Here is a 23,882-nt window from a genome sequence, read left to right on the forward strand (position 1 = left end):
GTAGCACTCCGTTCACTCGTCCATATCCTGCTCGGTTGCGACTGCCCTGGAGAGGCCAGCCATCCCCGCGCCGGCCGCTGCACTGAGAAGTCCGAACCCCGGCCCGGAGTCGTCCGTGGGCTCGCTCTTCGGCGTCCCCGGGGAGCCCTGTATTGCGTACACCGAGTTGTCGAAGCTTCCGACGTAGACGATGCCGTCGGCGACTGCCGGTGACGAGTACACACTATCGCCCGTCTCAAATGCCCACTGCTCGGTACCGTCGGCCGCTTTCAGTGCGTACACGTTGTTGTCGTAACTTCCGATGTAGACGACGCCATCGGCGACTGCCGGCGCCGAGTACACGTCGAACCCTGTGTCGAAGGCCCATTGCTCGGTGCCGTCGGCCGCGTCCAGCGCGTACACGGTGTGGTTGCCCCTTCCGACGTAGACAGTCCCGTCGGCCACTGCCGGCGCCGAGCCGACGTCGTTGGACATCTGGAAGGTCCACTGCGTAGTACCGTCGGCCGCGTCCAGCGCGTAGAGTCTGCTAAGACTTCCGACGTAGACGGTACCGTCAGCCACTGCCGGTGAACAGTCGAACACTGGATTGCCTGTGTCGGAGGCCCACTGCTCGGTGCCATCGGCCGCGTCCAGGGCGTACACGTTGTCGTCGTTACTTCCGATGTAGACGGTATCGTTGGTCACTGCCGGTGATGAGGACACTTTGTCGCCAGTCTCGACGGCCCACTGCTCGCTGCCGTCGGCCGCGTCCAGCGCGTACACCGTATTATCAGTACTCCCGATATAGACGGTGCCGTCGACCGCTGTCGGCGACGACCGCACCGAGTCGCCGGTCTCGAAGGCCCACTGCTCACTGCCATCGGCCGCATTCAGGGCGTACACGCTGTTGTCATTACTCCCGACGTAGACGGTGCCGTTGGCCACTGCCGGCGATGATTCCAACATTCCACTCGTGTCGAAAGTCCACTGCTCGGCGCCATCGGTCGCATCCAGGGCGTACACACTGTTGTCGTAACTTCCGACGTAAACAGTGCCGTCTGCTACTGCCGGTGACGACCACACCCTGCTGCCCGTTTCGACGGCCCACTGCTGGGAGATGTCTGTGACGGGGCCCGTGTTCTCGGGCGCGTGCCGCGTGTTCGCGTCGTCGTAGCCGAACTGGGACCACGCCTCGCCGGACTGGGCACGCGTAGGTCGACTCGCCACGGACGTGAGCGCCCCGCCGCCGACGACCCCCCCGACAGCTCGCAGCATCCGTCGCCGACTCACCCCTTCAGATTTCATCGTGCAACGTGGGTGTAATACTAATTACAAATGCATGTTGATATGGGAGCCGTTCCGGGCCACTTCACAGATCAGTCGTGGAGGCCTGCTCTCCAGCGCGTCATTTACACCGTCTACGAGTCCAGCGAGCGTGCGACGTCGGTTCGGCTGGACTAAGCTGAGTGAGCGAGCGGACAGGATCGAGCCGCAAAGCTGGAGTGATAGTCAGAGCGTACAGCTGCACCCCGGTGCGAACCCTACTCCGACTCGTGTTCGGAAATCGCGCTGTCGAGTCGCCCCCATACCGTCTGAAACGCTGGCAGGTCGCCCGTGAGGTCCGGGAGCGTCGTCTCCCACTGTCTCCGGACTCCATCTCGCTGCTCGTCCGGAAGCCCCGAAGCCAGTTCGATTCTGAGCCCATCGTGTTCGCACTTTGCTTCGAACGCGGGGCGTACCGCAGCGAAGTCGATCCCCACCGTCTCGGTTTCGAGGAGTTGATAGAGGTCGTAGTAGTCACGAGCGACGCCGCGCTGGTAGATCGCACGAAGTTTCTCTGCGAAAATCTCCTCGACGGAGTACGCCTGCAGATCGAACGTCGGGACGTCCTCGTACTCGTGGCTTCGGCCAACCGGGTCGAACGCGACGTGCTCGTCGACCATTACGTCGACGCTGGTCGTGTTCGGGTGGTTCAGGACGGCCCGGTACTGGATGCTGATGTCGACGTAGTGCGTCGGGTAGTGGTCCTGTCGAGACTCGTGGTGCTCTCCGATCGAGAACTCGATACCCGACCGTGCGGTGATCCTTTCGAGAACCGCTCGGAGTTCGTCCGCTGATCCCTGATACTGACCTGCGACGCCGAAATCGAGGTCTTCCGAGAACCGCCAGGACTGCGGAAAGTAGAGTTTGCTCAGGGCGGTCCCGCCCTTGAACAGGAGATTATCGCCGTACTGGCTCGTGAAGATCCCCCAGAGGAGCCACGAGTTGACGTAGTTCTTCTCGGCGTACCCCTGTCGGACGCCCAGTTCGCGAGCGAGGACGCGGAGACGATCGCGGCTGATCATCGCGATCAGGATTCCGCCGGTTCGAGCGCGTCCGGTTCGACGTTGATCCGGAGGCGGTACTCGCTGTCATGGGATCCCGACTCGGGTTGGGTCGGGTCCAGCAAGGAGTAGCCGCTCGTGAACGAATCGACGAGTGCGTCACGAGTGGGGAGATCGATCCCGAGGACGTCGGCGATATAGACGAGTCGTTTGGTCGCGGCACCGTTGCCGAGTCGCTGGAGGTACTCCCCTACGGTCGCCCACGAACACCCCTGTTCGTCGGCAGCGACCATCGCCGATGCGATCTGATGGATCCCACCGCAGAACTCGGGATGGTCCGCGCAGTCGACGAGCGTCTTCTCGAGGTCGCTGACGTGGACCGTCGTTCCCTCGATAGACGTCGGTTCTGAGCCGAAGAACTTCCGCTCGGTGACTGTCGTCACGCGATAGGGAACGCCGTGGATTTCACGGCTCTGCGCCCTGGTCGGCGTCACGACGGAGACCGTCCGCGGCACCTGTTCGGTCAGGCCGTGATGGTCCAGCGCGCTGTAGTAGCCGACGTACATCGGCTCGGCCACGTGCGTCGCGATGAGGTACTCGTGGACGGTGTACATCGACTCTTCGCCGGCGGCGAGCGGGATGATGAGGTACGTTCCGGGGAGCAGCCGGTCCAACCAGCCTTTCTTCGCGAGTCGGGAAGCGATCTCTCTGGCCGTCTCGGGGGCAACCTCTAGCGTCGCTTCGACGTCGTCGAGGGTAATTATCTGGTGTCCCTCCGCGGCGAGCCGCGAGAGGAGGCGACTCTCCCGAGCCGAGAGCCCGCCGCGTTTACTTCTTGAGGTTTTTGTCGCACTCATAGCCACTATCTTTACATAGAATATAATTCGCCGTCTGGTTTAGTGTTTCGGTCTCTGAAAGAATCGTTCATGGCTCTGCGTGAGACGGCGTTGAGAACCGGTTGTGTTGCTCGTGCATCATCGACGCCGTCTACGAGTCCAGCGAGCGCGGGACGTCGGTTCGACTCGACGACGCCGAGCGGGCCGCGAAGCTGGAGTGAGGCACGGCGACCGTCGGTACGACCGGCACTATCAGTCGGAGACCTCGGCCCGCTCGGCCATCATCCCGGCGGCGCGGTCGGCCCAGTCGCCCCAGACGAAGCCGGCGACGGCGATGACCGCCCAGCAGATGTAACTCAGGATAAGTCCGACGTAGACGCCGGACAGGCCCCAGCCCAGCGGAATCGCGAGCAGGTACGACCCGCCGAGCATGAAGACGAACGTCCCGGTGGCTCGCGCGTAGAACGGCGTCCGGGTGTCGCCGGCACCGCGCAGGCTGCCGGCGAAGGGGAAGAAGACCCCGAAGAACAGCATCGAGACGCCGAACACGCGGGTGAACGCGGCCGCGTACCCGAGCGTCTCCGGGTCGTCGGTGAACACCGACGCGATGGGGTCGGCGCCGGCGACCAGGACGACGCCCGCGGCACCCATCGTGAGGATACTCAGCGCCGCGATGGCGAACCCGGCGTAGCGCGCGCCCGCTGGGTCACCCTCGCCCAGCGACTGGCCGACGGTGATGCTCGCGGCGGTGTTGACGGCCCGGTAGATCGGCCCCGCGAGCTGCTGGTAGATGCGGCGTCCGATGTGGTAGGCGGCGTTGACCTCCGTCCCGAACACGAGCAACAGCGCGTTGAACGGGAAGTTCGCGAGCGACGCACTCATCCCCTCGGCCAGGTTCGGGAGGCTGACGCCGACGATCTGGCGGGTGATCGTGAGCGACCGCGGCCGGGCGAACGAGAGGTCGGTCCGGGCGCTCGCGATGGCGCCCGTTATCGCCAGGGCCTCGACGGTCCGCGCCAGCAACGTCGCCAGCCCGATGCCGACGATGCCGAACCCCGGGACCGGCCCGAGCCCGAGCGCGAGCACGACCGTCGCGACCGCGTTGCAGAGGTTGGCGCCGCCGTTGACGATCATCGGCGTGACCGTGTCGCCGGTGCCCTGGAGCGACCGGGCGCCGACCAGGCCGACGATGCGCATCGGCGCGGCGGCGAACACGAGCGTGAGGTACTGCGCACCGAGCCTGACGACCTCGGCCTCGGCGCCGAGGACGGCGATGAAGACGTCCGAGAACAGGAGTCCGAGGACGATGAGCGGCAGACCCGCCAGTGCGCCGATCAGGAACGCCTGGGTGATCGCCCGGTCACGGGTCGCCGTGGCCGCCCGGCCAGTGTCCTGGCTCGACAGGGCGATGGCGCCCGTCCCCAGCCCGAGTCCGATCCGCAACGGGACCTGGGCGTACAGGTCGGCGAGCCCGATGGCGGTGACGTACGCCGGCGCGAACAGCCCCGCGACGACGACGTCGACCGTCCGCATCAGCGTCGTCAGCGCCTGCTGGACGCTGATCGGCCAGGACAGCGAGACGGTCCGCCGCCAGAGCCCGAACAGCCGGTCGTAATCGACCATCCACCTCTGGAGACGGGAAACGGGCGAATCAGCGTTTCGAACTTTCGGGGTCGGCCGGTCCGAACGCTAGATCGTGTCGGCCCCGCTCGACACGGAGTGTCATTTGAACACGCCGTCAGTATAGCGTCGGACACTTGCCGATCGGTCACGCACTCTGCAGTGAACGATGAAGGCAGCAGTGTATCGCGGCCCAGGTGACATCAGTATCGAAGAGCGAGACAGGCCCGAAATCGAGGACCCGACGGACGCCATCGTTCGCGTCACCCACACGGCGATCTGCGGGTCTGACCTCTGGTTCTACCGCGGCGAGGAGGACAGGGCCGATGGCGCACCCGTCGGCCACGAACCGATGGGGGTCGTCGAGGAGGTGGGCGACGAGGTCCGCCACGTCGAACCGGGCGATCGAGTGTTCGCGCCGTTCGCGATCAGTTGCGGCGAGTGCGAGTTCTGTCGCAAGGGACTCCACACGTCGTGTGCCAACGGCGCCTCCTGGGACGAGGACAACGGCGGTGCACAGGGCGAGTACGTTCGCTCGCCCCACGCCAACGGCACGCTCGTCCGCGTTCCCGACCGGTACGCCGACGACGAGGACGCCCTCGAATCCCTGCTCCCGCTGACGGACGTCATGGGAACGGGCCACCACGCCGCGGTCTGTGCGAACGTCGAGGCCGGCGACACGGCCGTCGTGGTCGGCGACGGCGCGGTCGGCCTCTGTGGCGTGCTCGCCGCGAAACGCCTCGGCGCCGAGCGTATCGTCGCCATGGGCCACCACGAGGACCGCCTCGAACTCGCCCGGGAGTTCGGCGCGACAGAGGTCGTCTCCGCCCGCGGCGAGGAGGCAATCGAGGAGGCCCGGGAACTCACGTACGGCGGCGCGAATCACGTCCTCGAGTGCGTCGGCGCCGAAGCGGCGCTGGAGACTGCCGCGAAGGTGGTCCGCCCCGGTGGACACGTCGGGTACGTCGGTGTCCCCCACGTCGAGAGCGCCGAGTTCGTCGAACAGCTGTTCTTCAGGAACGCTTCGTTCACCGGTGGTCCCGCGCCGGTACGACAGTACGCCGAGGAACTCATGGTCGACGTGCTCCAGGGGACCCTCGACCCGTCGCCGATATTCACGAAGACCGTCGACCTCGACGGCGTCCCGGACGGCTACGAGGCGATGGACCAGCGGGAGGCGATCAAGGTCATGGTGCATGTCGGAGCCTGAGGTCCCCACGAGCGGGAAGCTCGACTTCGATGACGAGGTGGCGTTCGTCTCCGGCGCCGCGGGCGGGATCGGCCACGGCGGTCAGACGACGTCGGAGCGCGCATCACAGAAACGGTGGGTGGGAGTGCTTCACGCCCGGGCTGAGCACGTCGCGTGACGATTCGGGCGTGAAGGGCAGCCTGGGGCTCCGCATCACACGCATGGTCAGTACAGGCGTGCGGAACCAGCTGTAATTACAACTGGTGTAGTTAAATGATTTTCCGAGCTGGATCCGGGTGTTCCAGAACTGTCAGGTCGAGGGAACGCTCGATTCGTCGGTGGAACGCGCAGTACTCTGCGATTCGTCGGTCGCCAGTCCCACCGGTGAGCCCACGCAGATTCGGGCAGTCACCGACCAGCCGCGCTGACCGACACGGGAGTTACCCGCATCGTGCAGTGAATCGGGCCGAGGAGGTACATAGTCGTACAGACCACTATTAGTAACCGTCTTGGTCCGATCGCGGCGACTCTCTCCGTACGGCGACGAAACACTCCGGTCGATCCGACGCTCCCCTAATGACTCCCATCCCACAGTTCAGTGACACCGTCGAATCACGCCACGAACGACTCGACGTCGACGACTACGGAGCGGTGTACGTCGTCGGCGACGTCCACGGAAGCCGGGCCGCCCTGGAGCGGCTCCTGGCCGAGCTCGACCCGGCCGACGACGACCGGCTCGTCTTCGTGGGCGACCTGGTGCGAAAGGGACCGGACAGCCCCGGCGTCGTCGACCTCGTCCGCGACGACGACCGACTCGTCAGCGTCCGCGGGAACAACGAACAGAAGGTCGTCCGCGGCGACAAGGACCCCGACTGGCTCAGAGACGGCGACCGGGCGTACTTCGAGTCGCTTCCCGTCGTGATCTCCTTCGACGACGCACTGGTCGTCCACGGCGGCGTCGACCCCGGTCGACCGCTGGACGACCACACCGTCGATGAACTGCTGACCATGCGTGCGCCCGACGGTGACGGCTACGACGGGCCGTTCTGGTACGACGACTACGACGGGCCCCACCGCGTCTTCTTCGGCCACACTGTCCACGACAGCCCCGTGGAACGGGAGTACGCCGTCGGCCTGGACACCGGCTGCGTCTACGGCGGGATGCTCACCGCCTACGACTACCGGAACGACGACTGCGTTACGATCGAGCAGACGACGACCCACGAGCAGCGCGACGACGCGAAAATCGTCTCCGTGGTCTGAGCCGCGCCCCCCGAGCGGATTACTTGTACTCGGCTCGAAGCCGTTCTCGGGCACCATCACGGGTCTTGAAGTACCGACGCTCGCCATCGGCAGTTCGCACCGCCCAGTCGTACGTCTCGCTATCGGGGTGGTACCAGCGGTCGGCGTGGACGTCGAAGAGAGATGTACTGCCGCCGTCCGATTTCGCCGCTTTCACCCCGTCGGCCGCCGCGACGTCGTCGCCGTCGGTGGATGCGGCGTCCGGCTCCGCGGACCCACTGTCCACCGCCGGCTCCGGCACGTCGTCGACCAGGAGGTCGCCCTCGACGAGGTCCGTATCGACTTCCAGTCCGGGTCCGTGACCACGGTCGACGGCGGCTCGCGTCGCCACCATCAGTATCTCCTGGATATCCCGTTCCGGTTCGTCGCCCGGCGTGACCTGCTCGTAGTGGCCGTCGCTCTGCATCACCCACCGTCGACGGTTGTCCAGCAGCGACGCTTCCAGGACGAACCGGAGCTGTTCCCGAAGCTGGCGGTTCTCCACGGGCGCGACTGCCTCCACCCGGTGGTCGAGGTTCCGGGTCATCCAGTCGGCCGACCCGATGTACCACTCGGGCTCGCCAGCGTTCTCGAAGTAGAAGATCCGGGCGTGTTCGAGGAACCGGCCGACGATGGAGTGGACGGTGATATTTTCGCTCAGCCCCTCGATGCCCGGGCGGAGCCGGCAGATGTCCCGGACGATCAGGTCGATATCGACGCCGGCCATCGAGGCGCGATACAGCGCCGCGACCATCGCCGGGTCTTCGAGGCCGTTCACCTTGACGACGATCCGCGCCCGTCGACCGGCCTCCGCGTGCTCGATTTCGCGCTCGATCATGGCCGTGAACCGCTCGCGCATCGTCACGGGCGCGATGAGGAGCTTCCGGAAGCTGTCGTCGAGCGTCGGCCCCGTGAAGAAGTTGAACACCTTCGTGAGGTCGTGGCCGACGTCGCGGTCGGCCGTCAGTAACCCGAGGTCGGAGTAGCCCTTCGCCGTCTCGGAGTGGTAGTTTCCGGTGCCGACGTGGGAGTACAGCTGGACGCCGTCGTCCTCCTGGCGCACGACCAGGGCAGTCTTCGTGTGCGTCTTTAGACCCACGGTCCCGTACGCGACGTGGATCCCCTCCTCTTCGAGCTGTCGCACCCATTCGAGGTTGTTCTGCTCGTCGAAGCGGGCCTTGAGTTCGACCATCACCGCCACCTGTTTGCCGTTGTCGGCGGCGTCGATGAGACTCTGTATCACCTTGGAATCGCTCGCCGTGCGATAGATGGCTGCCTTCACGGCGAGGACGTCCGGGTCGTTCGCCGCCGCGTCCAGGAACCGCTGTATCGTCCCCTCGAAGGAGTGATACGGGTGGTGGGCGAGGATGTCACCATCCCGAATCTCGGCGAAGATGTCCGTCGCCCCGTCGCCGGCGTCGCTCGTGACCGACGCCAGCCGGGGATGGGCTTTCGGCGTCCAGTCCGGTCGTTTGAGGTCCGGATACTCCAGGTCGACGAGTTCGAAGAAGTCCTCGAAGTCGATCGGTCCGTCCCGGTAGAACACCTCCCGCTCCTGGACGTCGAGCTGGTCTTTGAGGATGGACACCGACTCCTCGGGCATGTCGGCGTCGACCTCCAGCCTGACGACCGTGGCGAACCGACGTTCCTCCAGGACCTCTTCGACCATGTCGATGAGGTCTTCGGCGACCTCCTCGTTGCGCCGGACCTCGGCGTTCCGGGTCACCTTGAACTTCGAGACGTCCAGGATCTCGAGGTCGGGCAACAGGAGGTCGAGGGTGGCCTCGATCAGGTCCTCGATGAGCACGTACTGGTCCCCGCTCCCGGGGACCGCTATCAGTCGCGGCTGGTTCGACGGGATCTTGACGCGCGTGAACTGCGTCCCGCCGTTTCCGTCGGCGGAGAGCACCGCCAGTGACAGCGACAGGTTCGAGATGAACGGGAACGGGTGGGCCGGGTCGAAGGCGAGCGGCGTCAGGGTCGGGAGGATCGACTCCTCGTAGTAGACTTGCAACTGCTCGCGCTTGTCGACCGGTAGCTCGTCCGGCTCGCGGATCTCGATCCCGTTCTCGGCCAGCGTCGGCTTCAGCGTCCGTTCCCAGTACTCCGACTGTTCCCGGAAGAGGGGACGGGCGGCGTCGAGTATCTCACGCCACTGCTGTTTCGGGGTCCGCCCGTCCGGCGTCGTTCTGGTGACACCGGCCTTGATCTGCTGTTTCAGTCCACCGACGCGCTTCATGAAGAACTCGTCCGTGTTCTTGGTGAAGAAGGCGAGAAATCGGAGCCGTTCGAGGGGCGGATTCCGCTCGTCGATCCCCTCGCGCAAGACGCGCTCCTGGAAGGCGAGTTCCGAGAGTTCCCGGTTGAGGTAGTAGTCGGGATCGGTCAGGTCTCCTTCACTCATCGATCCACGCTGCAGCGGCGAGCGACCGGCGGGCTGTACGAGACTTGCAGCGGTCACCATCGGTCGCCCGTTCCAACACTCTCTCGTTGGACGCGTCGTCCGTCGTTCCCCCGCACGCGGAGACGGCCTCGCGGACTGGGACTAAGCACCGTCGCAACACGGCCCGTGGCATGGTACGGAAAGGCCGAGTGGGGTACAAGGAATCTTCTAGTAGTTCTATTGCGACGTACGTACCACTTTCAGGGAGCGAACGTGGTCCCGCGGCAATGCCGGCACCGACGCGGCGTGACGTTGTACGAGTGGCCACACTGGCGACAGGTCCAACAGGGGAGGTTCGACCGGGCGTTTCGATCCTGGGTGGGTTCGTCTGTTGATGACATGGTGGCTGGCTGGACCGGCTGGCAGGTTGTCTGCCGTCAGGCATACAGATGTCAGACAAGATATAAAGATTTTATATGATTTCTATATATTTATGGGATGTACGTCGGGCATGACGACGGCCGCTGCTGACGGGCAAAACCAGTAGCGCTGCCGTGGACTCGCGACCGACTACGTACCGCTCTGATCCGACCAGACCGATCGGTAGACGTATTATAACGCCTTATGCGTGGATTAGACGAGTTTCGGCTGATGACAGCCGACCCGGCCCACCTGGACCCAGCGCCGGACGGCCCCCTTGGGGCCGCGCGGCGCGCCCTGACCGTCGAACGCCAGCGAACGACCGACGAGCGCGACGCACTCGCGTCCTTCCTCGAACGGGTACGGAACGTGGACGTCGTCGAACCGACGCCCGTGCAGGGCCCGAGACGAAAGATCCAGACACCTCAGACGACGGGTGTGGCCACCGTCCGCGACGCGTACGTGGAGACTGTGATGAGCGTCCCCCACTACGACGAGGAGTACGGCGACAGTTACGTAGAGAGCCTCGAGGCCGAGTTCGGAGCGGACGTCGCAGCGGCGCTCGTCCAGGGCCACTTCGGCGAGTACTGCAAGCAGTCGGTGCTCGCGAAGACCGAACAGGCGCTGGACGAGCGGGAGCGATTTCTGTCGACGCTCGACGCCGAGCGGGAGTCGCTGGCCGACACCGAAGAACGGATCCACACCATCCTGGACCGGGTCGAGGGAACGGTCGACGACGAGGACGGGAAGCCGTCGTTCAGCGCGCTCGAGGGGCGCCGGTCGACGCTGCAAAACCTGCAAGCAGAGTGCGACGAGGTGGCCGCGGACAGACAGGCAGCCATCCGCCGCCAGCATCGCCAGCTCTGGGTTCCCCGGTCTGCACCGGACGTCCCCGCGTACGTATACCAGGGGCTCGACGAGACGTATCCCGTCCTCTCGACGATTGCCGACCTGGGCGAGTGTATCACGAACCGCCGTCGAACCGTGGAACGGCGAATGAGCGAGGCAAAATAATGGCTGCGGGGAACTGTATGGAGCGCACGTCGCGATGACCTTCGAGCTAGTGGAACCGGCCGACCGGCTGCGGCCGGCGGCCGTCCCAACTCGCGACGGCGCGACGCTCGTTTAGTGCCCTCGACGGCCCCGGCCTGGCCGGTCACCACGACTCTCGCGGGTCGCGAAGCTGGCCATGTGGGGGTAGTCAGCGATCAGCCCGTCGACGCCGAGTTCGACGGGCGTCCTCGCTTCTCGCCAGCTATCGATCGTCCAGACGTTGACGTCCCGGCCGTCCTCGTGTGCGGTTTCGACGAGGTCCTGGTCCAGGACCCCGGTCGACGGGTTGACCGCTTCCGCGTCGAGTTCGCGGGCGATCGCCAGGTTCTCGTCCTTGTTCCCCCCGAATATCGGGGCCACCGCGACGTTCGGGTCGACGTCCCGGACTGCCCTGAGCGCGTCCGGGTCGAACGAGGAGGCGTAGTACTCGCCACGATACTGCGACGCGATCTCGAGTGTTCGCTCGGCGAACTCGGTCCAGGAGAGCGGGCCGGAATCCTTGAACTCGATGTTCATCGTCACCCTGGGCCACGCCGCGTCGAGCGTCTCGGCGAGCGTCGGGATCGTCTCGCCCGACTCCAGGACTTCCGCTTCCAGTACCGTCTCGGACGGCGTTTCGGCGACGAGTCCCTCCTCGTCGGTGAGGTCGTCGAGCGCCGCGTCGTGGAAGACGACGATCTCGCCGTCCGCAGTCGCTTCGACGTCGATCTCGATACGGTCGGCACCGAGGCGACACGACCCCTCGATGGCGGCGACCGTGTTCTGCGGATAGACGTCCCTGAATCCGCGGTGGGCCGTGATGGCGAGGTCGTCGTTTCGGCCTCGGCCCCGCCCCCAGTTTCTGGACGCCGATGCCGTCCCGCTGAGCGCCGCAGTGCCCAGCATCGCTCCAGTGGTCTTGAGAACGCCTCGTCGCGATACGTGCTTCGTCCGCCCCTCGGTATCCCGTGACATCGTCTGAACCAGGGACCAGTGAGCTAATCACCGTTTATATGACATCTATAGTCTGATATTTTTGGTAGTGACTGGTAACGACCTGCTAGCGATCCTTCGAGGGCGTGGAAGGGGAACGACGATTCGGTGCCGTGTTATCGAGATTCTCGGCTGGAGGAAAACGGACGAACAGAAGCAGCGTCGATAGTGGAACGGTCGAGTAACGGCATCGCGTACCGGGGCGGAATCACCCGAAACGGGTCGGCGGGGTTTCGATGTCGTCTTCGTCGACGCCCAGACACCGGGCGACGTCGGCAACCGACTTCGTCTCGAAGACGAAGTAGTCGGCCGGGACGGCGTCGACGATCTGACCATAGTCGGTGAGCGGCTCGTGGTCGTCGGCCGTGCCGTCGTTGTCGTGGAGGTGGCAGACCTGGATGCGGTCACCGAAGCGGTCGACGAAGTCGCGCCAGTGGTAGCCGCTCACCTTGGCGTGTCCGACGTCGAGTGTGACGCCAAGGTATTCGGGCAGGACGTTCGCCGCTCGGAGCGAGGATTCCAGGTCGTCTGGCGTCGTCGTGCAGCGCTGCTTCTCGTCGCTGACGGGCTGGTTCTCCAGGCAGAGCGGGACGCCGACGAACTGGGCGTACTCTGCGCACTCTCGCAGCGACCGGCGGGCGTTTTCGGCGGCCTTCTCCCTGACCCACGAGGGATAGCGATGCGGGACGGCACCGCCGTGGACGACGACGGCGCCCGCCCCGGCCGCCGCTGCATCGTCGAGCGTCTGCTTCACCTGGTCGACGGACGCTTCCCGGACGGCGTCGTTGAAACTTCCCATGTTCCAGTCGCGGAACGGTGCGTGATACGTGACGGACACGCCGTACCGGTCGGCAATAGTGCCGAGTTCCGCCGGCGAGGGCGCGTCGGGATGGCCGTGGAGGTACTCGCGCTTGAGCTCGACGTGGGAGAGCCCGAGCTCGGTGACGTACTCGACGAACTGCTCGACAGAGACGCCGAAGCGGACGTCCATCGCGGCGCCAACCGACGTCATCGCGTCCCCTCCGCCCGGTAGACTGGCTCGCCGGCGACGAACGCCCGCGACACCGTCGGCGTCGGCTCCCGGTCCACGACGACGAGGTCGGCGCGCGCGCCCGTCTCGATACGGCCGCGGTCCGGGAGCCCGGCCGCACTCGCCGGGTTCGCCGTCACTCTCGCGACTCGCTCGGGGAGCGGCTCGTCGGTCTCGACGAACGTCCCGGCCAGGAGCGAGAGCGGGTGGTAGTCGGCGACCAGCGCGTCGACGACCCCGGCCTCGATGGCGTCCGCGGTGGCGAGGTTCCCCCACTGACTCTCCCCGCGGACGAGGTTCGGTGCGCCCATCGTCACGGTCATCCCGAGCTCGTGGGCCCGTTCGGCCGTCGCCATCGTGATGGGGTACTCCGAGATGTCGACGCCCGCTTCGGCGAGGCGTTCGACCTCTGCGGGGTCCTCGTCGTCGTGGGACGCCGTGACGGCGCCGTTCGCGTGGGCACAGTCGACGACGCGTTCGATCCGCTCGCGGATGGTCGCCATCGAGACGTCGCCGCGCTCGGCGATCATCTGTTCGGCCTCCTCGACGGTGTGGTCGTGCGAATCCCGGTAGTACTGGAGGAACGCCTCCTCGTCCCGGAACTGCCCCTTGCCGGGGACGTGGCTCATGACCGAGACGAGGTCGGCGTTGCCGGCCTCGGTCACGTCGACGACGGCGTCGACGCACTCGGGCTGGGTGACTTCACAGCGCGCGTGGAGGCGGTGGTCGGCCAGCAGGTCGTCCGTCGACTCGATGGCGTCGGTCAGCTCGGCGCCGAGTTCGGGCGACCGGTCGGCGTCGGGGTCGATCTCGAAGGAGATGGCGTGGAACTTCGTCGTGATGCCCGCCGCGAGGTTCGCCCGGTCCGCCGCCGCCAGCGCCATGTGGGTGTCCATGCGCGCCCCCGCACGCGGGTGCAGGTGCGATTCGATGTCGTCGCCGTGGAGGTCGACCAGCCCCGGCAGGACGTACTGGCCGTCGGCGTCGACGGTCACGGCCCCGTTCTCGTCCACGTCACCGACGCCGACGATGCGGTCGCCCTCGATGCGGACGCCGCCCTCGACGACCGCGTCGGGCGTGACGACGGTCGCGTTCGTCACGGCGACGGCCGACGCGGAATCGGTCGGCAGTTCACCGGTGGACTGCGGTCGCTGGCTCACGCGACCACCGGAAGAGCGTCGCTCTTCCGAGGCCTCGTTCGCTTCACGCTGTTCGCTCACGCGACCACCTCCCCCTCCTCGGCGAACGCCTCGACCGGGACCACGCGTTGCAGTTCGCCCCCGTCGAGCACGGCCACGCGGTCGGCGACCCGTTCGACGACGTCGCGGTCGTGGAAGACGCCGACGACCGTCGTCTCCGCGTCCGTTGATTCGGATAGCAACTCGATGGCCGCCGTCCGCGTCTCGGGGTCGAGCGCACTGGTCGGCTCGTCGAGCAGGAGGAGCTCCGGTTCCGGCGCGAGCGCCTGCGCGAGGTTCACCCGCTGGCGCTCGCCGCCCGAGAACGTCGCCGGGTAGGCCTCCCACAGCTCTTCCGGGAGGCCGAGGGCGTCCAGTAGCTCGCGGGCGCGTTCGCGGGCGTCGGCCGCCGACACTCCGCGCTCCAGGAGCGGCCGCGCGACGACGTCGACGGCGGGGACGCGCGGAATCTCGTCGAGGAACTGCGACGCGTAGCCGAGCGTCGAGTTCCGGATGGCCATCACTGTGCGGTCGTCACAGGTCGCCAGGTCGACGTCCGCGGGGTGGTAGACCGTCGACCCGGCCGTCGGTTCGTACGTCCGGTAGAGACACTTCAGCAGCGAGGACTTGCCGCTGCCGGACTCGCCCACGACGGCGAGGAACTCGCCGCCGCGGACGGTGAACGATACGTCGTCGAGCCCGACGACCTGTTTGTCGCCGAGCGCGTGCATGTCGAAGGTCTTGGTGAGCCCCTCGACGGTGAGAACGTCGGTCATATGACTGAGTTGATGAGGGTCTGCGTGTACTCGTGGTGCGGGTCCTCCATGACGCGGTCCGTCAAGCCGGTCTCGACGACGCGCCCGTGGCGCATCACGAGCGTCCGGTCGGCCAGCAGCCTGACGACGCCGAGGTCGTGGCTGACGACGACGGCGGCCACGTCCTGCTCGCGCTGGATGCGCCGGAACATGTCCAGGACGCGGGCCTGGACGCTGACGTCGAGCCCGGTCGTCGGTTCGTCCAGGATCACCACGTCCGGGTCGGTGGCCAGCGCGCGAGCGATCTGGACGCGCCGTTGCATCCCACCGCTGTACGTCTCCGTCGGGTCGTCCATCCGCTCGACCGGGACCTCCGTCTCTTCGAAGAGGTCGCGGACGCGGTCGCGGACGTCCCCGTAGTTGCGCCAGCCGGCGGCGAGCAGCTTCTCGGCGACGTTGCCGCCGCCGGTGAACGACAGGTTCAGCCCGTCGCGGACGTGCTGGTGGACGAGGCCGACCGCGCCGTTCCGGAGCCGGTGACGCGTCTCGTAGTCGGCGTCCAGGAGGTTGCCGTCGTGGCCGTCGAGTCGGACGTCACCGCTGGCCTGCCCATCGGCCGCGCGTTCGAGCGCGAGTAGCTCCGCGACGCTGGACTTCCCCGAGCCGGACTCGCCGACGACGCCCAGCACCTTGCCGGGCTCGACGTCGAGCGAGACGTCGGCACAGGCCACCACGGCGCCGCATTCGGGACACTGGTTCGTCCCCGCGTCGTCGCCGGTTAGTTCGACGCAGTCGCCACAGGAGTCGCCGTAGACCCGCCGCAGGCCGCTGGCGTCCAGGAGCGTCACGCGTCGTCACCTCCGTTCGTAGCCATCTCATCAGCCGTCGGCCCGCCCGGCGTCCCTGGCCCCCAGTCCACCCCGTCGCGGTCGAGGTGGTGGTCCTTGGCCAGGCCGGGCTCGTCCTGCCGTTTCAGGCAGAAGCTGGTGTCGTTGCAGACGTACAGCCGGTCGCCTTCCCCGGTCTCGATCTCGGTGAGGTACGTGTCCGTCGACCCGCAGGAGCGACACGCCTGGTCGGGGAACCGCTCGACCTGGAACGATTTGTCTGCGAACGCCAGAGGCTCGACGTCGGTGTGGGGCGGCACCGCGTAGATGCGGGCCTCGCGACCGGCCGCGAAGACGAACAGGTTGTCCGCGTCGTCCAGTTTCGGCACGTCCCAGCGCGGGATGGGCGATGGGTCCATCAGGTAGCGCCCGGCGACCATCGTCGGGTACCGGGCCGCGATCTGGATCTCGCCCCACTCGACGACGTTCTCGTAGAGGTGGACCCACATCTTGCCGTAGTTCGCGTGGGCGTGACGCCGGCGGTTCGCCGCGTCGGAGGAGTCGACCTTCCGGAGCGCGTCGGTGATGGGTACCTGGAGGACGAGGATCTGGTCCTCGTCCAGGACTTCCTCTGGGATCCGGTGACGGGTCTGGATCACGTCGGCCTCCGTCGTGTCGGTCGTCGTCTCGACCTCGGCGGTCGTCTCCGCGAGGCGGCGGACGTTGGCGGCGTTGACGCTCTCGTCGCTCCCCTGGTCGATGACCTTGAACGCGTCGTCGGGCCCGAGGAGGGAGAGCGACGCCTGGATGCCGCCGGTGCCCCACCCGCGAGCGAGTGGCATCGGCCGGGACGCGAAGGGCACCTGGTGGCCCGGGATGGCGATGCCCTTCAGGATGGCTCGCCGGACCTCGCGCTTGGTGTGCTCGTCGAGGTAGGCGTAGTTGTACCCCGAGAGCCCCTCGCCGGAGAGGTCGTCGACGGCGTCCGCGACGGACGACGCCGCGACCGCCGTCCCGCTCTCGGTGGCGGCTGCCGGATCGGTCCCGTCGGCCGCGTCCGCTTCCGTGTCAGTCATCGTCGCTCACCTCCGGGGCGGCCACGGCGTCGTCGGCTGCCGGTTCGTCTCTCTCATCGGCGGGGGACTCGTCCGCCGTCTCGGCTCCCGCGTCGAGCCCACGGCCCTCCCGGACGGCGCGGATGCGGTCGAGGATGCTCTGGAAGGTGACGTAGTGGGGGAGTTTGAGGTGCTCGATGAAGCCAAAGGAGTCCAGCCCGTCGACGGCGTCGAGGACGAACTCGGCGTTCTCGGCGGGCTCCGCTTCGCTATCGAGCTGGATCGACGCGTCGAGGATGGTCATCGCGATGGTCTTGCGCTCGTTCCGGCCGAAGGTGAGGCCGTAGCCGAAGGCGAACTGCGGGTCGTCGCGCTTGGCGTACACGGGCACGACGGCCTCGGACTCGCTCACCTCGACGTCGGTGACCCGGACGTCGTCGCCGGTGTATGGGTGGGTGATCCGGACGGGGAGCTTCCCGACCCGGACCTCGGCGAGCGTCGGGTGGACCTGGCCGTAGCCGCGCATGGCCGAGTAGCCCAGCGCGGTGACGGCGCCGGTCTCGCCGCGGGCGAGTTCCTGGAGCACCTCGTCCCGGTCCGCGGGGTGGGTGACCGGTTCGCGCGTCGTGTCGGTCGGCTCGTCGAACTCGTCTGCGTCGGCCGCTGGCTCGTGAACGAGCCCTTCGGACCGGAGGACGTCCATGACGTTCTGTACCGTGGTCGGCTCCGCGTCAGGGAGGTCCCAGTCCGCGGTCGGGTCGGTCTCGTCCGCACCGTCGATGTCGAAGTCGAGCAGGCGCTGGGTGTAGTCCTTGGTCGGGCCGAGTATCTGGCCGCCGGGGACGTCCTTGTACGCCGGCGATACTCGGCGCGTCGCGAACAGCTCCGACGGGTCGACCGGGTCTGTCTCGTCCCACCGCTCCAGCGTCGAGCGATAGGCCTGCAGGAGGAACGACGCCTCGACGGTGTCGCCCTGTGCCTGGATCACCGCGAGCGCAGCGAGTCGCGGCGCGTACAGCCCGCCCTCGCTCATCGCCTGGGAAGTGAGTCGCGAGAGCTGGCCGTCGACCTGGTCGACGGAGAGCGACGGTTCGTCCGCGTCGAGGCGCTGCTTCTCGAAGAGGTCCTCGGCGCGTTCGATGATCTCCTCGCCGGCCGTGACGGCAACGTAGCCCACTTACACCACCTCCAGCTCGTTCGACCGCGGAATCGCCGCCACGCGCCTCTCACTCGCCAGGTAGGCGTCGACGCCGCGGGGATAGGTCGACTGGGCCTCCCGGAGCCGTTCGAGTTCGCCGGCAGGGAGGCCGACGCTAAGCCGGCGCGTCCCGTCGACGCCAGGTCCGGTCAGTTCGACAATCGTGAGCGCGCTGTCCGAGCCCGCTTCGAGTCCGTCGACCCGATAGACGACGGTCGCACCGTCGCTCGGTTCGACAAGCGACCCACGGCTGCACTCGCGGACGTCCCAGTCGGGCTGGCCGTGGGTGTGAAGCAGGTCGGCCTCGGCCGGCTCGGCCGGGTCGAACCGACCCCGACTCTCCAGTGCCGACCGGAGTGCATCGTCGTCGGTCCAGGTTCTGACTTCGTGGTCGACGACCGTGGCGAGGATCGCGTGACCTGCGGGCGTCGTCCCGACGTCGGCGACGGTCCCGGGCCGACTCGTCGCGTCGCACAGAGCGCGAAACGTGGCCCGCGTATCGTGAACGGGGTCGATGCCGAGCGCTCTCACAGGTCGTCCTCCATCGTCTCGAACTCGACGGTCGTGTGGCGACTCTCCGCCCACGTCTGTTCGCGCTCGTGTTGGTACTCCTCGCCTGCCTGTTCGAGGACGGCGACGGCCTCGTCGGCGATCGGGTGGCCGTCGGCGACGGCGGCATCGACGATGGCCCCGGAGAGTGCTGCGCGCTCGGCTTTGCCCGGAACCATCGCGAATCCTCGCTCGCCGTCGAGGGAGACCTCCGCGGGCGTGACGACGACCTCGCCGAGGTTGAACGGCCGACGCTCGACGGGTTCGACGACGCGCTGCATCACGAGCTGTGGCCGCGGTTCCTGGAGTACGTCGAGCGTCGGGTCGCCGGCGAGCACCTGGTCGGCGACGGATTCGAGGGCGTCGCCGTCGCAGGCGGCGATCAGTTCGAAGCGGTCCGACCGGTCGTGTGGATCGTCCATGTGATCGAGCGGACCCACCCGAATGAACCCGATAAGCCTTCACTGCGTACTCTCCATCGCTGCCAGCGTGGGCCGGTTCGATCCATCCCCTCGATCGAGCGGTCCGGACTAGTATGGACCCGTGTTCCAGAATCGCTGATCGAGACAGAGAGGGAGTCGGGTGGACAGGTCTCTCCGGACTTTACGCAGCAAACGGTTATTCTACCCACTCCGGGCCGTTCAGGTGATGTTGGACGAGACCAGTACCGACGGATCGGTTGGACGGAAACGGACAGACGGGATGGACTCGCGACGGGTGAGCCGGCGGGGGTTCATCGTCGGCGGCGCAGCGGGGACCACCGCACTGACCGGCCTCGCGGGATGTTCGGGCGTGCTCGGTGGCGGCGGAAGTGAGCCGATAACGATGCTGCTGACGCCGGACACGCCGTCGGACGTGCGGCCGCAGTACGCCCCGGTTCACGACATGCTCGAGGGGGAGATCGATGGACTCGACCTGGAGATGGAGGTTCCCCAGGACTACTCCGCCGTCCGCACCGCCCTGGAGAGTGAACAGGCCGAAATCGGGATGGACGACGTGACGCTCATCTCGAAGCCCGACATGATGGACCTGTTCGGGACCGCCGTCACGGGCGGAACGGCCTTCTACTTCTCGATGATGCTCACGAAGCCAGACTCGGACATCGACGAGCGGACGGACATCGAGGGGAAGAACATGGCCTTCGCCGACCGGCTCTCGACGAGCGGGTCTATCTTCGCCGTCTACGCGCTCAAGGAGGCCGGCCTGGACGTCGGCGACGCCCCGGACGGGGACCCGGTCGACTTCGAGGGGACGTGGTCCAACCACGGTGACGCCGTCCAGCGCGTGCTGAACGACGAGGCCGACGCATGCACCACCTGGTCCGGGAACGGAATGGCCTACCTCGCCGAGGACCAGGAACTTCCCGACCGCGTCGCAGAGGAGGACTCGTTCATCGGGAACCGCGGTCAGGAAGGCACGGCGCTCCGGCCGTTCTGGTGGTCGTTCCCGATCCCCAAACAGCCGATCTACGCCCGCCAGTCGTGGGATTCACCGATGAAAGCGAAGATCCGCGAGCAACTGATCGCGTCCGACGAGTCGTTGATACAGGAGTATCTTCCGGAGGACTACAACGAGAACGACCTGCCGTTCACGACGCTCGAGGAGACGACGATGGACAACTACGAACCCGTGATCAAACGGCTCAACGACCTCGGCATCGACCTCGGCTAGGGCCGTCGGCCATCCAATTTTCCAATCATGAGTACACTCACCGTAGAGAACCTGACCAAGGAGTACGGCGACGTCACGGCGGTCGAGGACGTCTCCTTCGAGATCGAGGACGAGTTCGTCGTCCTGCTGGGCGAGTCCGGCGCCGGCAAGTCGACGCTACTGCGTTGCGTGAACGGGCTGACCGAGCCGACCAGCGGCGGCGTCTACCTCGACGGCGAACCCCTCGAAGGGTCCCAGCCGTCGGTCGGGATGATCTTCCAGCAGCACAACCTCGTCGAGGGCGTCTCGGCGTACCTGAACGCACTCACCGGCTCGCTCGAACGAGCCGGGTTCGTCGAGAGCCTGTTCCAGTGGCAAGACCGCGAGGACAAGCGACGGGCCCTGGAAGCGCTCGAGACCGTCGGCCTCCTCGACGAAGCACACCAGCGCGTTACGCAGATGAGCGGCGGCCAGCAACAGCGCGTTGGCATCGCCAGGGCGCTAGTCCAGGACCCGTCACTCCTGCTCGCCGACGAACCCGTCGCGAGCCTCGACCCGTCCAGCGCCGAGACGGTGATGGGCTACCTGAAGAAGGCCGCGACGGTCCACCAGGTGACGGCGCTCGTGAGCCTCCACCAGGTGAACATCGCGGCCCACTTCGGCGAGCGGTTCATCGGGCTGCGCGACGGCCAGTTGCTGTTCGACGTCGGGAGCGACGAACTCACCGGCGACCTCATCGACGACCTCTACGGCGACGTCGAGACGGTCGGACTGGCCGACGACCCCGTCGCAGTCGACGCAAACGGCGAGTCGCCCCCGGTTGACGGCGACGACTGGAGGGTCGAGGCGTGAGTTCGGAGTCACCGCCGGGCGGGGGGCTCCGCGCCTACTTCGGGTTCGCGGAGACCGGCACCTCCGACGTCGACCGGAAGCTCACGGAACTCAAACGGCGAAAGACGGTCCGGCGGCTCTGGACCGTGCTCGGCGTCGTCGTCGGGGGGTGGCTGTTCCTGCTGAGCCTCCAGACTGCGGAGTTCACGCTCGCACAGCTGACGACCCAGTTCCCCTTCTTCGTCGACGCGCTCACGGAGTACTTCCCGCCGACAACCTACTTCGGCGTCCCGTTCGTCGACGTCGGCCAGTACTGGAACTTCATGGTCGAGGCGGAGCTGTTCCAGGCCTCGCAGGTGACGATGGCCATCGCGTTCGCCGGGACCGTGCTCGGCCTCCCGGGCGCGCTGTTGTTCGGCATCCTCGCGAGCGAGCGGGTCGTCCCGTACCCGTTCAACTTCCTCTTCAGGGGGACGATGAGCCTGATCCGCGCCATCCCGGCGCTGGTCTGGGCGCTCATCTTCATCCCGCTCGGCGGCGTCTCGCCCTTCACCGGCGTGCTGGCGATCATGGTCGACACCACGGGCTACCTGGGCCGACTGTTCACCGACGAACTCGAAGAGATAGCCGACGGCCCCATCGAGGGCGTCGAGAGCACCGGCGCGGGGTCGCGCCAGGTCATCTCGTTCGGTATGCTGAGCCAGGTGTTCCGTCAGTTCATCGCCTGGATCGCCTTCGACCTCGAACACAACGTCCGCGTCGCCATCACCCTCGGCCTCATCGGCGCCGGTGGGCTCGGCCTCGAACTCAACATCCAGAAGCAGACGTTCAACTACACCGAGATGATGGCCTGCATCATCCTGGTCGTCGTCCTCGCCGGCTCCGTCGAACTGGCGAGCCAGCGCGTGCGATCGTACCTGCGCGACGAGGACGACGTCGAGAAGACCGGCGTGCTCGAGGCGTTCGTCACCGCCCCGCGAAAGATCGTCGAGTCGGCTGGGGGGAGGCGGTGACCGGATGACGACGCACTTCGAGCGCCGCGAGGAGGGATACGTCGTCGAGTCGTACGGCGAGGACCGCGTCGGTGGCCTCTCGCCCGAACCGACGCTCCACGATCCCGTCCAGATCACGGAGAGCACGCTTGGCGAGTGGACGGAGGTGCGCGCCGGATCACGGGTCAACGAGGCGACGATCGGCGACTACACCTACCTGATGGAGCGTGTCCAGCTGGACTACACGACTATCGGGAAGTTCGGTAACGTCGCCTCTGACGCCCGTCTCGGTCCGACGAACCATCCCATCGACCGACCGTCGGCCCACCACTTCACGTATCGTTCGTCGATGTACGACCTCGCCGACGAAGACGACGACTCTATCTTCGCGTGGCGCGCCGACCAGCCCGTCACCGTCGGCCACGACGCCTGGATCGGCCACGGCGCCATCGTCCTCCCCGGCGTCGAAATCGGCAACGGTGCGGTCGTCGGGGCCGGCGCGGTCGTTGCCCGCGACGTCGACCCATACACGGTGGTCGCGGGCGTCCCGGCCGAACCGATTCGGCGTCGATTCCCCGAAGACGTCGCCGAGCGGATCGAGGCGACGGAGTGGTGGGAGTGGGACCACGAGACGCTCGCCGACCGGCTCGACGCCTTCCGCGACCTCAACGTGTTTCTGGAGCGATACGCGCCCGAGACGACCGGAGTAGTGGAGTAATTCGGGCTGTCGTCCCGGTGTGCGCGTTTACAGACGCACGTGAGGAGTCTGTTTTGCGACTCTTGGTCCCTGCACGTCCGCGACGGTACCGAACGATCGCGAACCAGTAGCTACGACACGATATCCTCACGCGTGGCCGTGGATTAAAATAGTATCTCGGAAGAGTAACGAGTGAATCAATGCAGGTGGTGAACGTCGGGTGTCCGTATTGCGGTAGAGAGACCTTCGCTATGATACCGGTTGATGCAAGCGTAGGTCCAGCACACCGCCGGACGACGGGCGATGACCGAGAAGAACGGTGTGGTTGCACCAACTGCGGCGGTATATTCTATGTCAAGTACGACACTCTTCTTTCAGGGTAGCCAGATCGGCCAATCGGTGGCCTGGGTGCTGGAGGCGCTTCGAGTTGTCGGTTCACTCGGCCTCTCGGGTCTTCTTGCCCTTCTCTACTGGCGAATGTACCGCGAACAGCAGAGCCAAAACGAGGTTCAGCGCACGCAGTCCGACATCATGGACCGGCAGACCAAGCTCATGGCCGCGTCCTTCAAACCGGACATTACCGTAGAGTCCGTCTCGGCGGCTGGTGATACGATCGAAATCGTCGTGAAGAACGCTGGACGAGGACGTGCGAAGAACTTTCGCGTGTGCTGTCAACCGTACTTGGCGGCGGTCGAGGAGGGATACCAGCCCGCCTGGGAATTTATCGACCCGGAGTTGCGTCCGGTCGTCGTACCGCTTTCTCGCACGGACGAGTCCGGATCGGACGAGAGGGAGCCATATCGTGGAACCATCGAAATAGAACAGTCAGCCGGTGGACAGTCACGACGGCCTTTCCGTGATTGCGTGCGTGAAGTGAGCGCGAGGAATTGGAACGGCCGCATAGCCGTTGAATTGTATCTCGTGTACGACAGCGAACTCGGAGACAGGTTCGTCAAGCGGTTTGCGTGCCTGAACGACTTCGAGATTGAATCTGCGTGTACGATCGAACGAGCGATGGAAACAAGCGCCACGGACGATCCGATACTCGATACCCTGAACTGAC

Annotated in this window: 23 protein-coding genes; 9 read left to right on the top strand and 14 right to left on the bottom strand. The window is 66.3% G+C overall.

The annotated features are described in order from the left end of the window. Window positions 1-12: 12 nt before the first annotated feature. The 4 genes from BM337_RS04010 to BM337_RS04025 all read right to left on the bottom strand — a co-directional run bounded on the left by BM337_RS04010 (window position 13) and on the right by BM337_RS04025 (window position 4,762). Entirely contained in the window at window positions 13-1,254 is a 1,242-nt protein-coding gene (locus BM337_RS04010; RefSeq protein ID WP_089814127.1) for an outer membrane protein assembly factor BamB family protein, read from the bottom strand. A 266-nt stretch (window positions 1,255-1,520) separates the two neighbouring features. Further along, window positions 1,521-2,324 carry a nucleotidyl transferase AbiEii/AbiGii toxin family protein gene (locus tag BM337_RS04015; RefSeq protein WP_089814129.1) on the bottom strand — a complete coding sequence of 268 codons (804 nt, stop codon included), beginning with the start codon at window positions 2,322-2,324 and terminating at the stop codon, window positions 1,521-1,523. A 5-nt stretch (window positions 2,325-2,329) separates the two neighbouring features. Then, the gene (locus BM337_RS04020) at window positions 2,330-3,160 is read right to left on the bottom strand and encodes a type IV toxin-antitoxin system AbiEi family antitoxin domain-containing protein (RefSeq protein WP_089814131.1); all 831 of its coding nucleotides are present in this window, start codon (window positions 3,158-3,160) and stop codon (window positions 2,330-2,332) included. A gap of 231 nt (window positions 3,161-3,391) precedes the next feature. Beyond that, window positions 3,392-4,762 carry an MATE family efflux transporter gene (locus BM337_RS04025; RefSeq protein ID WP_089814133.1) on the bottom strand — a complete coding sequence of 457 codons (1,371 nt, stop codon included), beginning with the start codon at window positions 4,760-4,762 and terminating at the stop codon, window positions 3,392-3,394. Window positions 4,763-4,928: 166 nt separating this feature from the next. Between BM337_RS04025 and BM337_RS04030 the strand changes: the two genes are divergently transcribed. The 3 genes from BM337_RS04030 to BM337_RS04035 all read left to right on the top strand — a co-directional run bounded on the left by BM337_RS04030 (window position 4,929) and on the right by BM337_RS04035 (window position 7,211). After that, entirely contained in the window at window positions 4,929-5,969 is a 1,041-nt protein-coding gene (locus tag BM337_RS04030; protein ID WP_089814135.1) for a zinc-dependent alcohol dehydrogenase family protein, read from the top strand. Further along, entirely contained in the window at window positions 5,956-6,126 is a 171-nt protein-coding gene (locus BM337_RS20920) for a hypothetical protein (RefSeq protein ID WP_177227134.1), read from the top strand. The genes BM337_RS04030 and BM337_RS20920 overlap by 14 nt, the downstream gene beginning before the upstream one ends. A gap of 398 nt (window positions 6,127-6,524) precedes the next feature. Continuing rightward, complete coding sequence (locus BM337_RS04035) at window positions 6,525-7,211, top strand: metallophosphoesterase family protein (protein ID WP_089814137.1); 687 nt, start codon at window positions 6,525-6,527, stop codon at window positions 7,209-7,211. 19 nt (window positions 7,212-7,230) lie between these two features. Here the strand turns inward: BM337_RS04035 and ppk1 are convergent, their stop codons facing one another. After that, on the bottom strand, window positions 7,231-9,633 hold the full coding sequence (gene ppk1, locus BM337_RS04040) for a polyphosphate kinase 1 (protein ID WP_089814139.1): 2,403 nt from the start codon (window positions 9,631-9,633) through the stop codon (window positions 7,231-7,233). Between the two features lie 630 nt (window positions 9,634-10,263). On the opposite strand from ppk1, the gene BM337_RS04045 reads away from it, so the two are divergent. Beyond that, the gene (locus tag BM337_RS04045; RefSeq protein WP_089814141.1) at window positions 10,264-11,046 is read left to right on the top strand and encodes a DUF7260 family protein; all 783 of its coding nucleotides are present in this window, start codon (window positions 10,264-10,266) and stop codon (window positions 11,044-11,046) included. Window positions 11,047-11,157: 111 nt separating this feature from the next. Here the strand turns inward: BM337_RS04045 and BM337_RS04050 are convergent, their stop codons facing one another. The 9 genes from BM337_RS04050 to phnG all read right to left on the bottom strand — a co-directional run bounded on the left by BM337_RS04050 (window position 11,158) and on the right by phnG (window position 19,071). Next, window positions 11,158-12,039 (bottom strand): glycerophosphodiester phosphodiesterase, encoded by an 882-nt coding sequence (locus tag BM337_RS04050; protein WP_089814143.1) that lies wholly within the window; start codon window positions 12,037-12,039, stop codon window positions 11,158-11,160. 226 nt (window positions 12,040-12,265) lie between these two features. After that, window positions 12,266-13,069 carry a sugar phosphate isomerase/epimerase family protein gene (locus BM337_RS04055; RefSeq protein WP_089814145.1) on the bottom strand — a complete coding sequence of 268 codons (804 nt, stop codon included), beginning with the start codon at window positions 13,067-13,069 and terminating at the stop codon, window positions 12,266-12,268. Beyond that, on the bottom strand, window positions 13,066-14,307 hold the full coding sequence (locus tag BM337_RS04060) for an alpha-D-ribose 1-methylphosphonate 5-triphosphate diphosphatase (protein WP_089814147.1): 1,242 nt from the start codon (window positions 14,305-14,307) through the stop codon (window positions 13,066-13,068). Before BM337_RS04060 ends, BM337_RS04055 begins: the two co-directional genes overlap by 4 nt. Next, window positions 14,304-15,041 (bottom strand): phosphonate C-P lyase system protein PhnL, encoded by a 738-nt coding sequence (locus tag BM337_RS04065; protein WP_089814149.1) that lies wholly within the window; start codon window positions 15,039-15,041, stop codon window positions 14,304-14,306. Before BM337_RS04065 ends, BM337_RS04060 begins: the two co-directional genes overlap by 4 nt. Continuing rightward, complete coding sequence (locus BM337_RS04070) at window positions 15,038-15,868, bottom strand: ATP-binding cassette domain-containing protein (RefSeq protein WP_089814151.1); 831 nt, start codon at window positions 15,866-15,868, stop codon at window positions 15,038-15,040. The genes BM337_RS04065 and BM337_RS04070 overlap by 4 nt, the downstream gene beginning before the upstream one ends. After that, a complete protein-coding gene (locus BM337_RS04075; protein WP_089814153.1) occupies window positions 15,865-16,923 on the bottom strand; it encodes an alpha-D-ribose 1-methylphosphonate 5-phosphate C-P-lyase PhnJ in 1,059 nt (352 codons plus the stop codon). The genes BM337_RS04070 and BM337_RS04075 overlap by 4 nt, the downstream gene beginning before the upstream one ends. After that, a complete protein-coding gene (locus tag BM337_RS04080; protein ID WP_089814155.1) occupies window positions 16,916-18,079 on the bottom strand; it encodes a carbon-phosphorus lyase complex subunit PhnI in 1,164 nt (387 codons plus the stop codon). Before BM337_RS04080 ends, BM337_RS04075 begins: the two co-directional genes overlap by 8 nt. Beyond that, a complete protein-coding gene (phnH, locus tag BM337_RS04085) occupies window positions 18,080-18,631 on the bottom strand; it encodes a phosphonate C-P lyase system protein PhnH (protein WP_089814157.1) in 552 nt (183 codons plus the stop codon). It lies immediately after the preceding gene. Further along, complete coding sequence (gene phnG, locus BM337_RS04090; protein ID WP_089814159.1) at window positions 18,628-19,071, bottom strand: phosphonate C-P lyase system protein PhnG; 444 nt, start codon at window positions 19,069-19,071, stop codon at window positions 18,628-18,630. The genes phnH and phnG overlap by 4 nt, the downstream gene beginning before the upstream one ends. 226 nt (window positions 19,072-19,297) lie before the next feature. Here phnG and BM337_RS04095 point away from each other — a divergent pair, with 226 nt between their 5' ends. The 5 genes from BM337_RS04095 to BM337_RS04115 all read left to right on the top strand — a co-directional run bounded on the left by BM337_RS04095 (window position 19,298) and on the right by BM337_RS04115 (window position 23,881). Beyond that, complete coding sequence (locus BM337_RS04095; RefSeq protein ID WP_089814161.1) at window positions 19,298-20,320, top strand: PhnD/SsuA/transferrin family substrate-binding protein; 1,023 nt, start codon at window positions 19,298-19,300, stop codon at window positions 20,318-20,320. Between the two features lie 27 nt (window positions 20,321-20,347). Further along, window positions 20,348-21,151 carry a phosphonate ABC transporter ATP-binding protein gene (locus tag BM337_RS04100; protein WP_089814163.1) on the top strand — a complete coding sequence of 268 codons (804 nt, stop codon included), beginning with the start codon at window positions 20,348-20,350 and terminating at the stop codon, window positions 21,149-21,151. After that, complete coding sequence (gene phnE, locus BM337_RS04105) at window positions 21,148-22,143, top strand: phosphonate ABC transporter, permease protein PhnE (protein WP_089814165.1); 996 nt, start codon at window positions 21,148-21,150, stop codon at window positions 22,141-22,143. The genes BM337_RS04100 and phnE overlap by 4 nt, the downstream gene beginning before the upstream one ends. A gap of 4 nt (window positions 22,144-22,147) precedes the next feature. Next, window positions 22,148-22,840, top strand: coding sequence for a DapH/DapD/GlmU-related protein (locus BM337_RS04110; RefSeq protein ID WP_089814167.1), 693 nt, complete (start codon window positions 22,148-22,150; stop codon window positions 22,838-22,840). A 282-nt stretch (window positions 22,841-23,122) separates the two neighbouring features. Further along, window positions 23,123-23,881, top strand: coding sequence for a hypothetical protein (locus BM337_RS04115; RefSeq protein WP_143117634.1), 759 nt, complete (start codon window positions 23,123-23,125; stop codon window positions 23,879-23,881). Window position 23,882 lies beyond the last annotated feature (1 nt).

This window comes from Halomicrobium zhouii (assembly GCF_900114435.1).
Lineage (GTDB): Archaea > Halobacteriota > Halobacteria > Halobacteriales > Haloarculaceae > Halomicrobium > Halomicrobium zhouii.

What these genes read in the sequence shown, in the direction of transcription:
- BM337_RS04030 (WP_089814135.1), top strand. Translation starts at nt 4,929, where the DNA reads ATGAAGGCAGCAGTGTATCGCGGCCCAGGTGACATCAGTATCGAAGAG.
- BM337_RS04045 (WP_089814141.1), top strand. Translation starts at nt 10,264, where the DNA reads ATGACAGCCGACCCGGCCCACCTGGACCCAGCGCCGGACGGCCCCCTT.
- BM337_RS04010 (WP_089814127.1), bottom strand. Translation starts at nt 1,254, where the DNA reads ATGCTGCGAGCTGTCGGGGGGGTCGTCGGCGGCGGGGCGCTCACGTCC.
- BM337_RS04015 (WP_089814129.1), bottom strand. Translation starts at nt 2,324, where the DNA reads ATGATCAGCCGCGATCGTCTCCGCGTCCTCGCTCGCGAACTGGGCGTC.
- BM337_RS20920 (WP_177227134.1), top strand. Translation starts at nt 5,956, where the DNA reads ATGTCGGAGCCTGAGGTCCCCACGAGCGGGAAGCTCGACTTCGATGAC.
- BM337_RS04110 (WP_089814167.1), top strand. Translation starts at nt 22,148, where the DNA reads ATGACGACGCACTTCGAGCGCCGCGAGGAGGGATACGTCGTCGAGTCG.
- BM337_RS04100 (WP_089814163.1), top strand. Translation starts at nt 20,348, where the DNA reads ATGAGTACACTCACCGTAGAGAACCTGACCAAGGAGTACGGCGACGTC.
- phnG (WP_089814159.1), bottom strand. Translation starts at nt 19,071, where the DNA reads ATGGACGATCCACACGACCGGTCGGACCGCTTCGAACTGATCGCCGCC.
- BM337_RS04065 (WP_089814149.1), bottom strand. Translation starts at nt 15,041, where the DNA reads ATGACCGACGTTCTCACCGTCGAGGGGCTCACCAAGACCTTCGACATG.
- BM337_RS04055 (WP_089814145.1), bottom strand. Translation starts at nt 13,069, where the DNA reads ATGACGTCGGTTGGCGCCGCGATGGACGTCCGCTTCGGCGTCTCTGTC.
- BM337_RS04025 (WP_089814133.1), bottom strand. Translation starts at nt 4,762, where the DNA reads ATGGTCGATTACGACCGGCTGTTCGGGCTCTGGCGGCGGACCGTCTCG.
- BM337_RS04095 (WP_089814161.1), top strand. Translation starts at nt 19,298, where the DNA reads ATGTTGGACGAGACCAGTACCGACGGATCGGTTGGACGGAAACGGACA.
- BM337_RS04050 (WP_089814143.1), bottom strand. Translation starts at nt 12,039, where the DNA reads ATGTCACGGGATACCGAGGGGCGGACGAAGCACGTATCGCGACGAGGC.
- ppk1 (WP_089814139.1), bottom strand. Translation starts at nt 9,633, where the DNA reads ATGAGTGAAGGAGACCTGACCGATCCCGACTACTACCTCAACCGGGAA.
- BM337_RS04035 (WP_089814137.1), top strand. Translation starts at nt 6,525, where the DNA reads ATGACTCCCATCCCACAGTTCAGTGACACCGTCGAATCACGCCACGAA.
- BM337_RS04115 (WP_143117634.1), top strand. Translation starts at nt 23,123, where the DNA reads ATGACCGAGAAGAACGGTGTGGTTGCACCAACTGCGGCGGTATATTCT.
- BM337_RS04075 (WP_089814153.1), bottom strand. Translation starts at nt 16,923, where the DNA reads ATGACTGACACGGAAGCGGACGCGGCCGACGGGACCGATCCGGCAGCC.
- BM337_RS04020 (WP_089814131.1), bottom strand. Translation starts at nt 3,160, where the DNA reads ATGAGTGCGACAAAAACCTCAAGAAGTAAACGCGGCGGGCTCTCGGCT.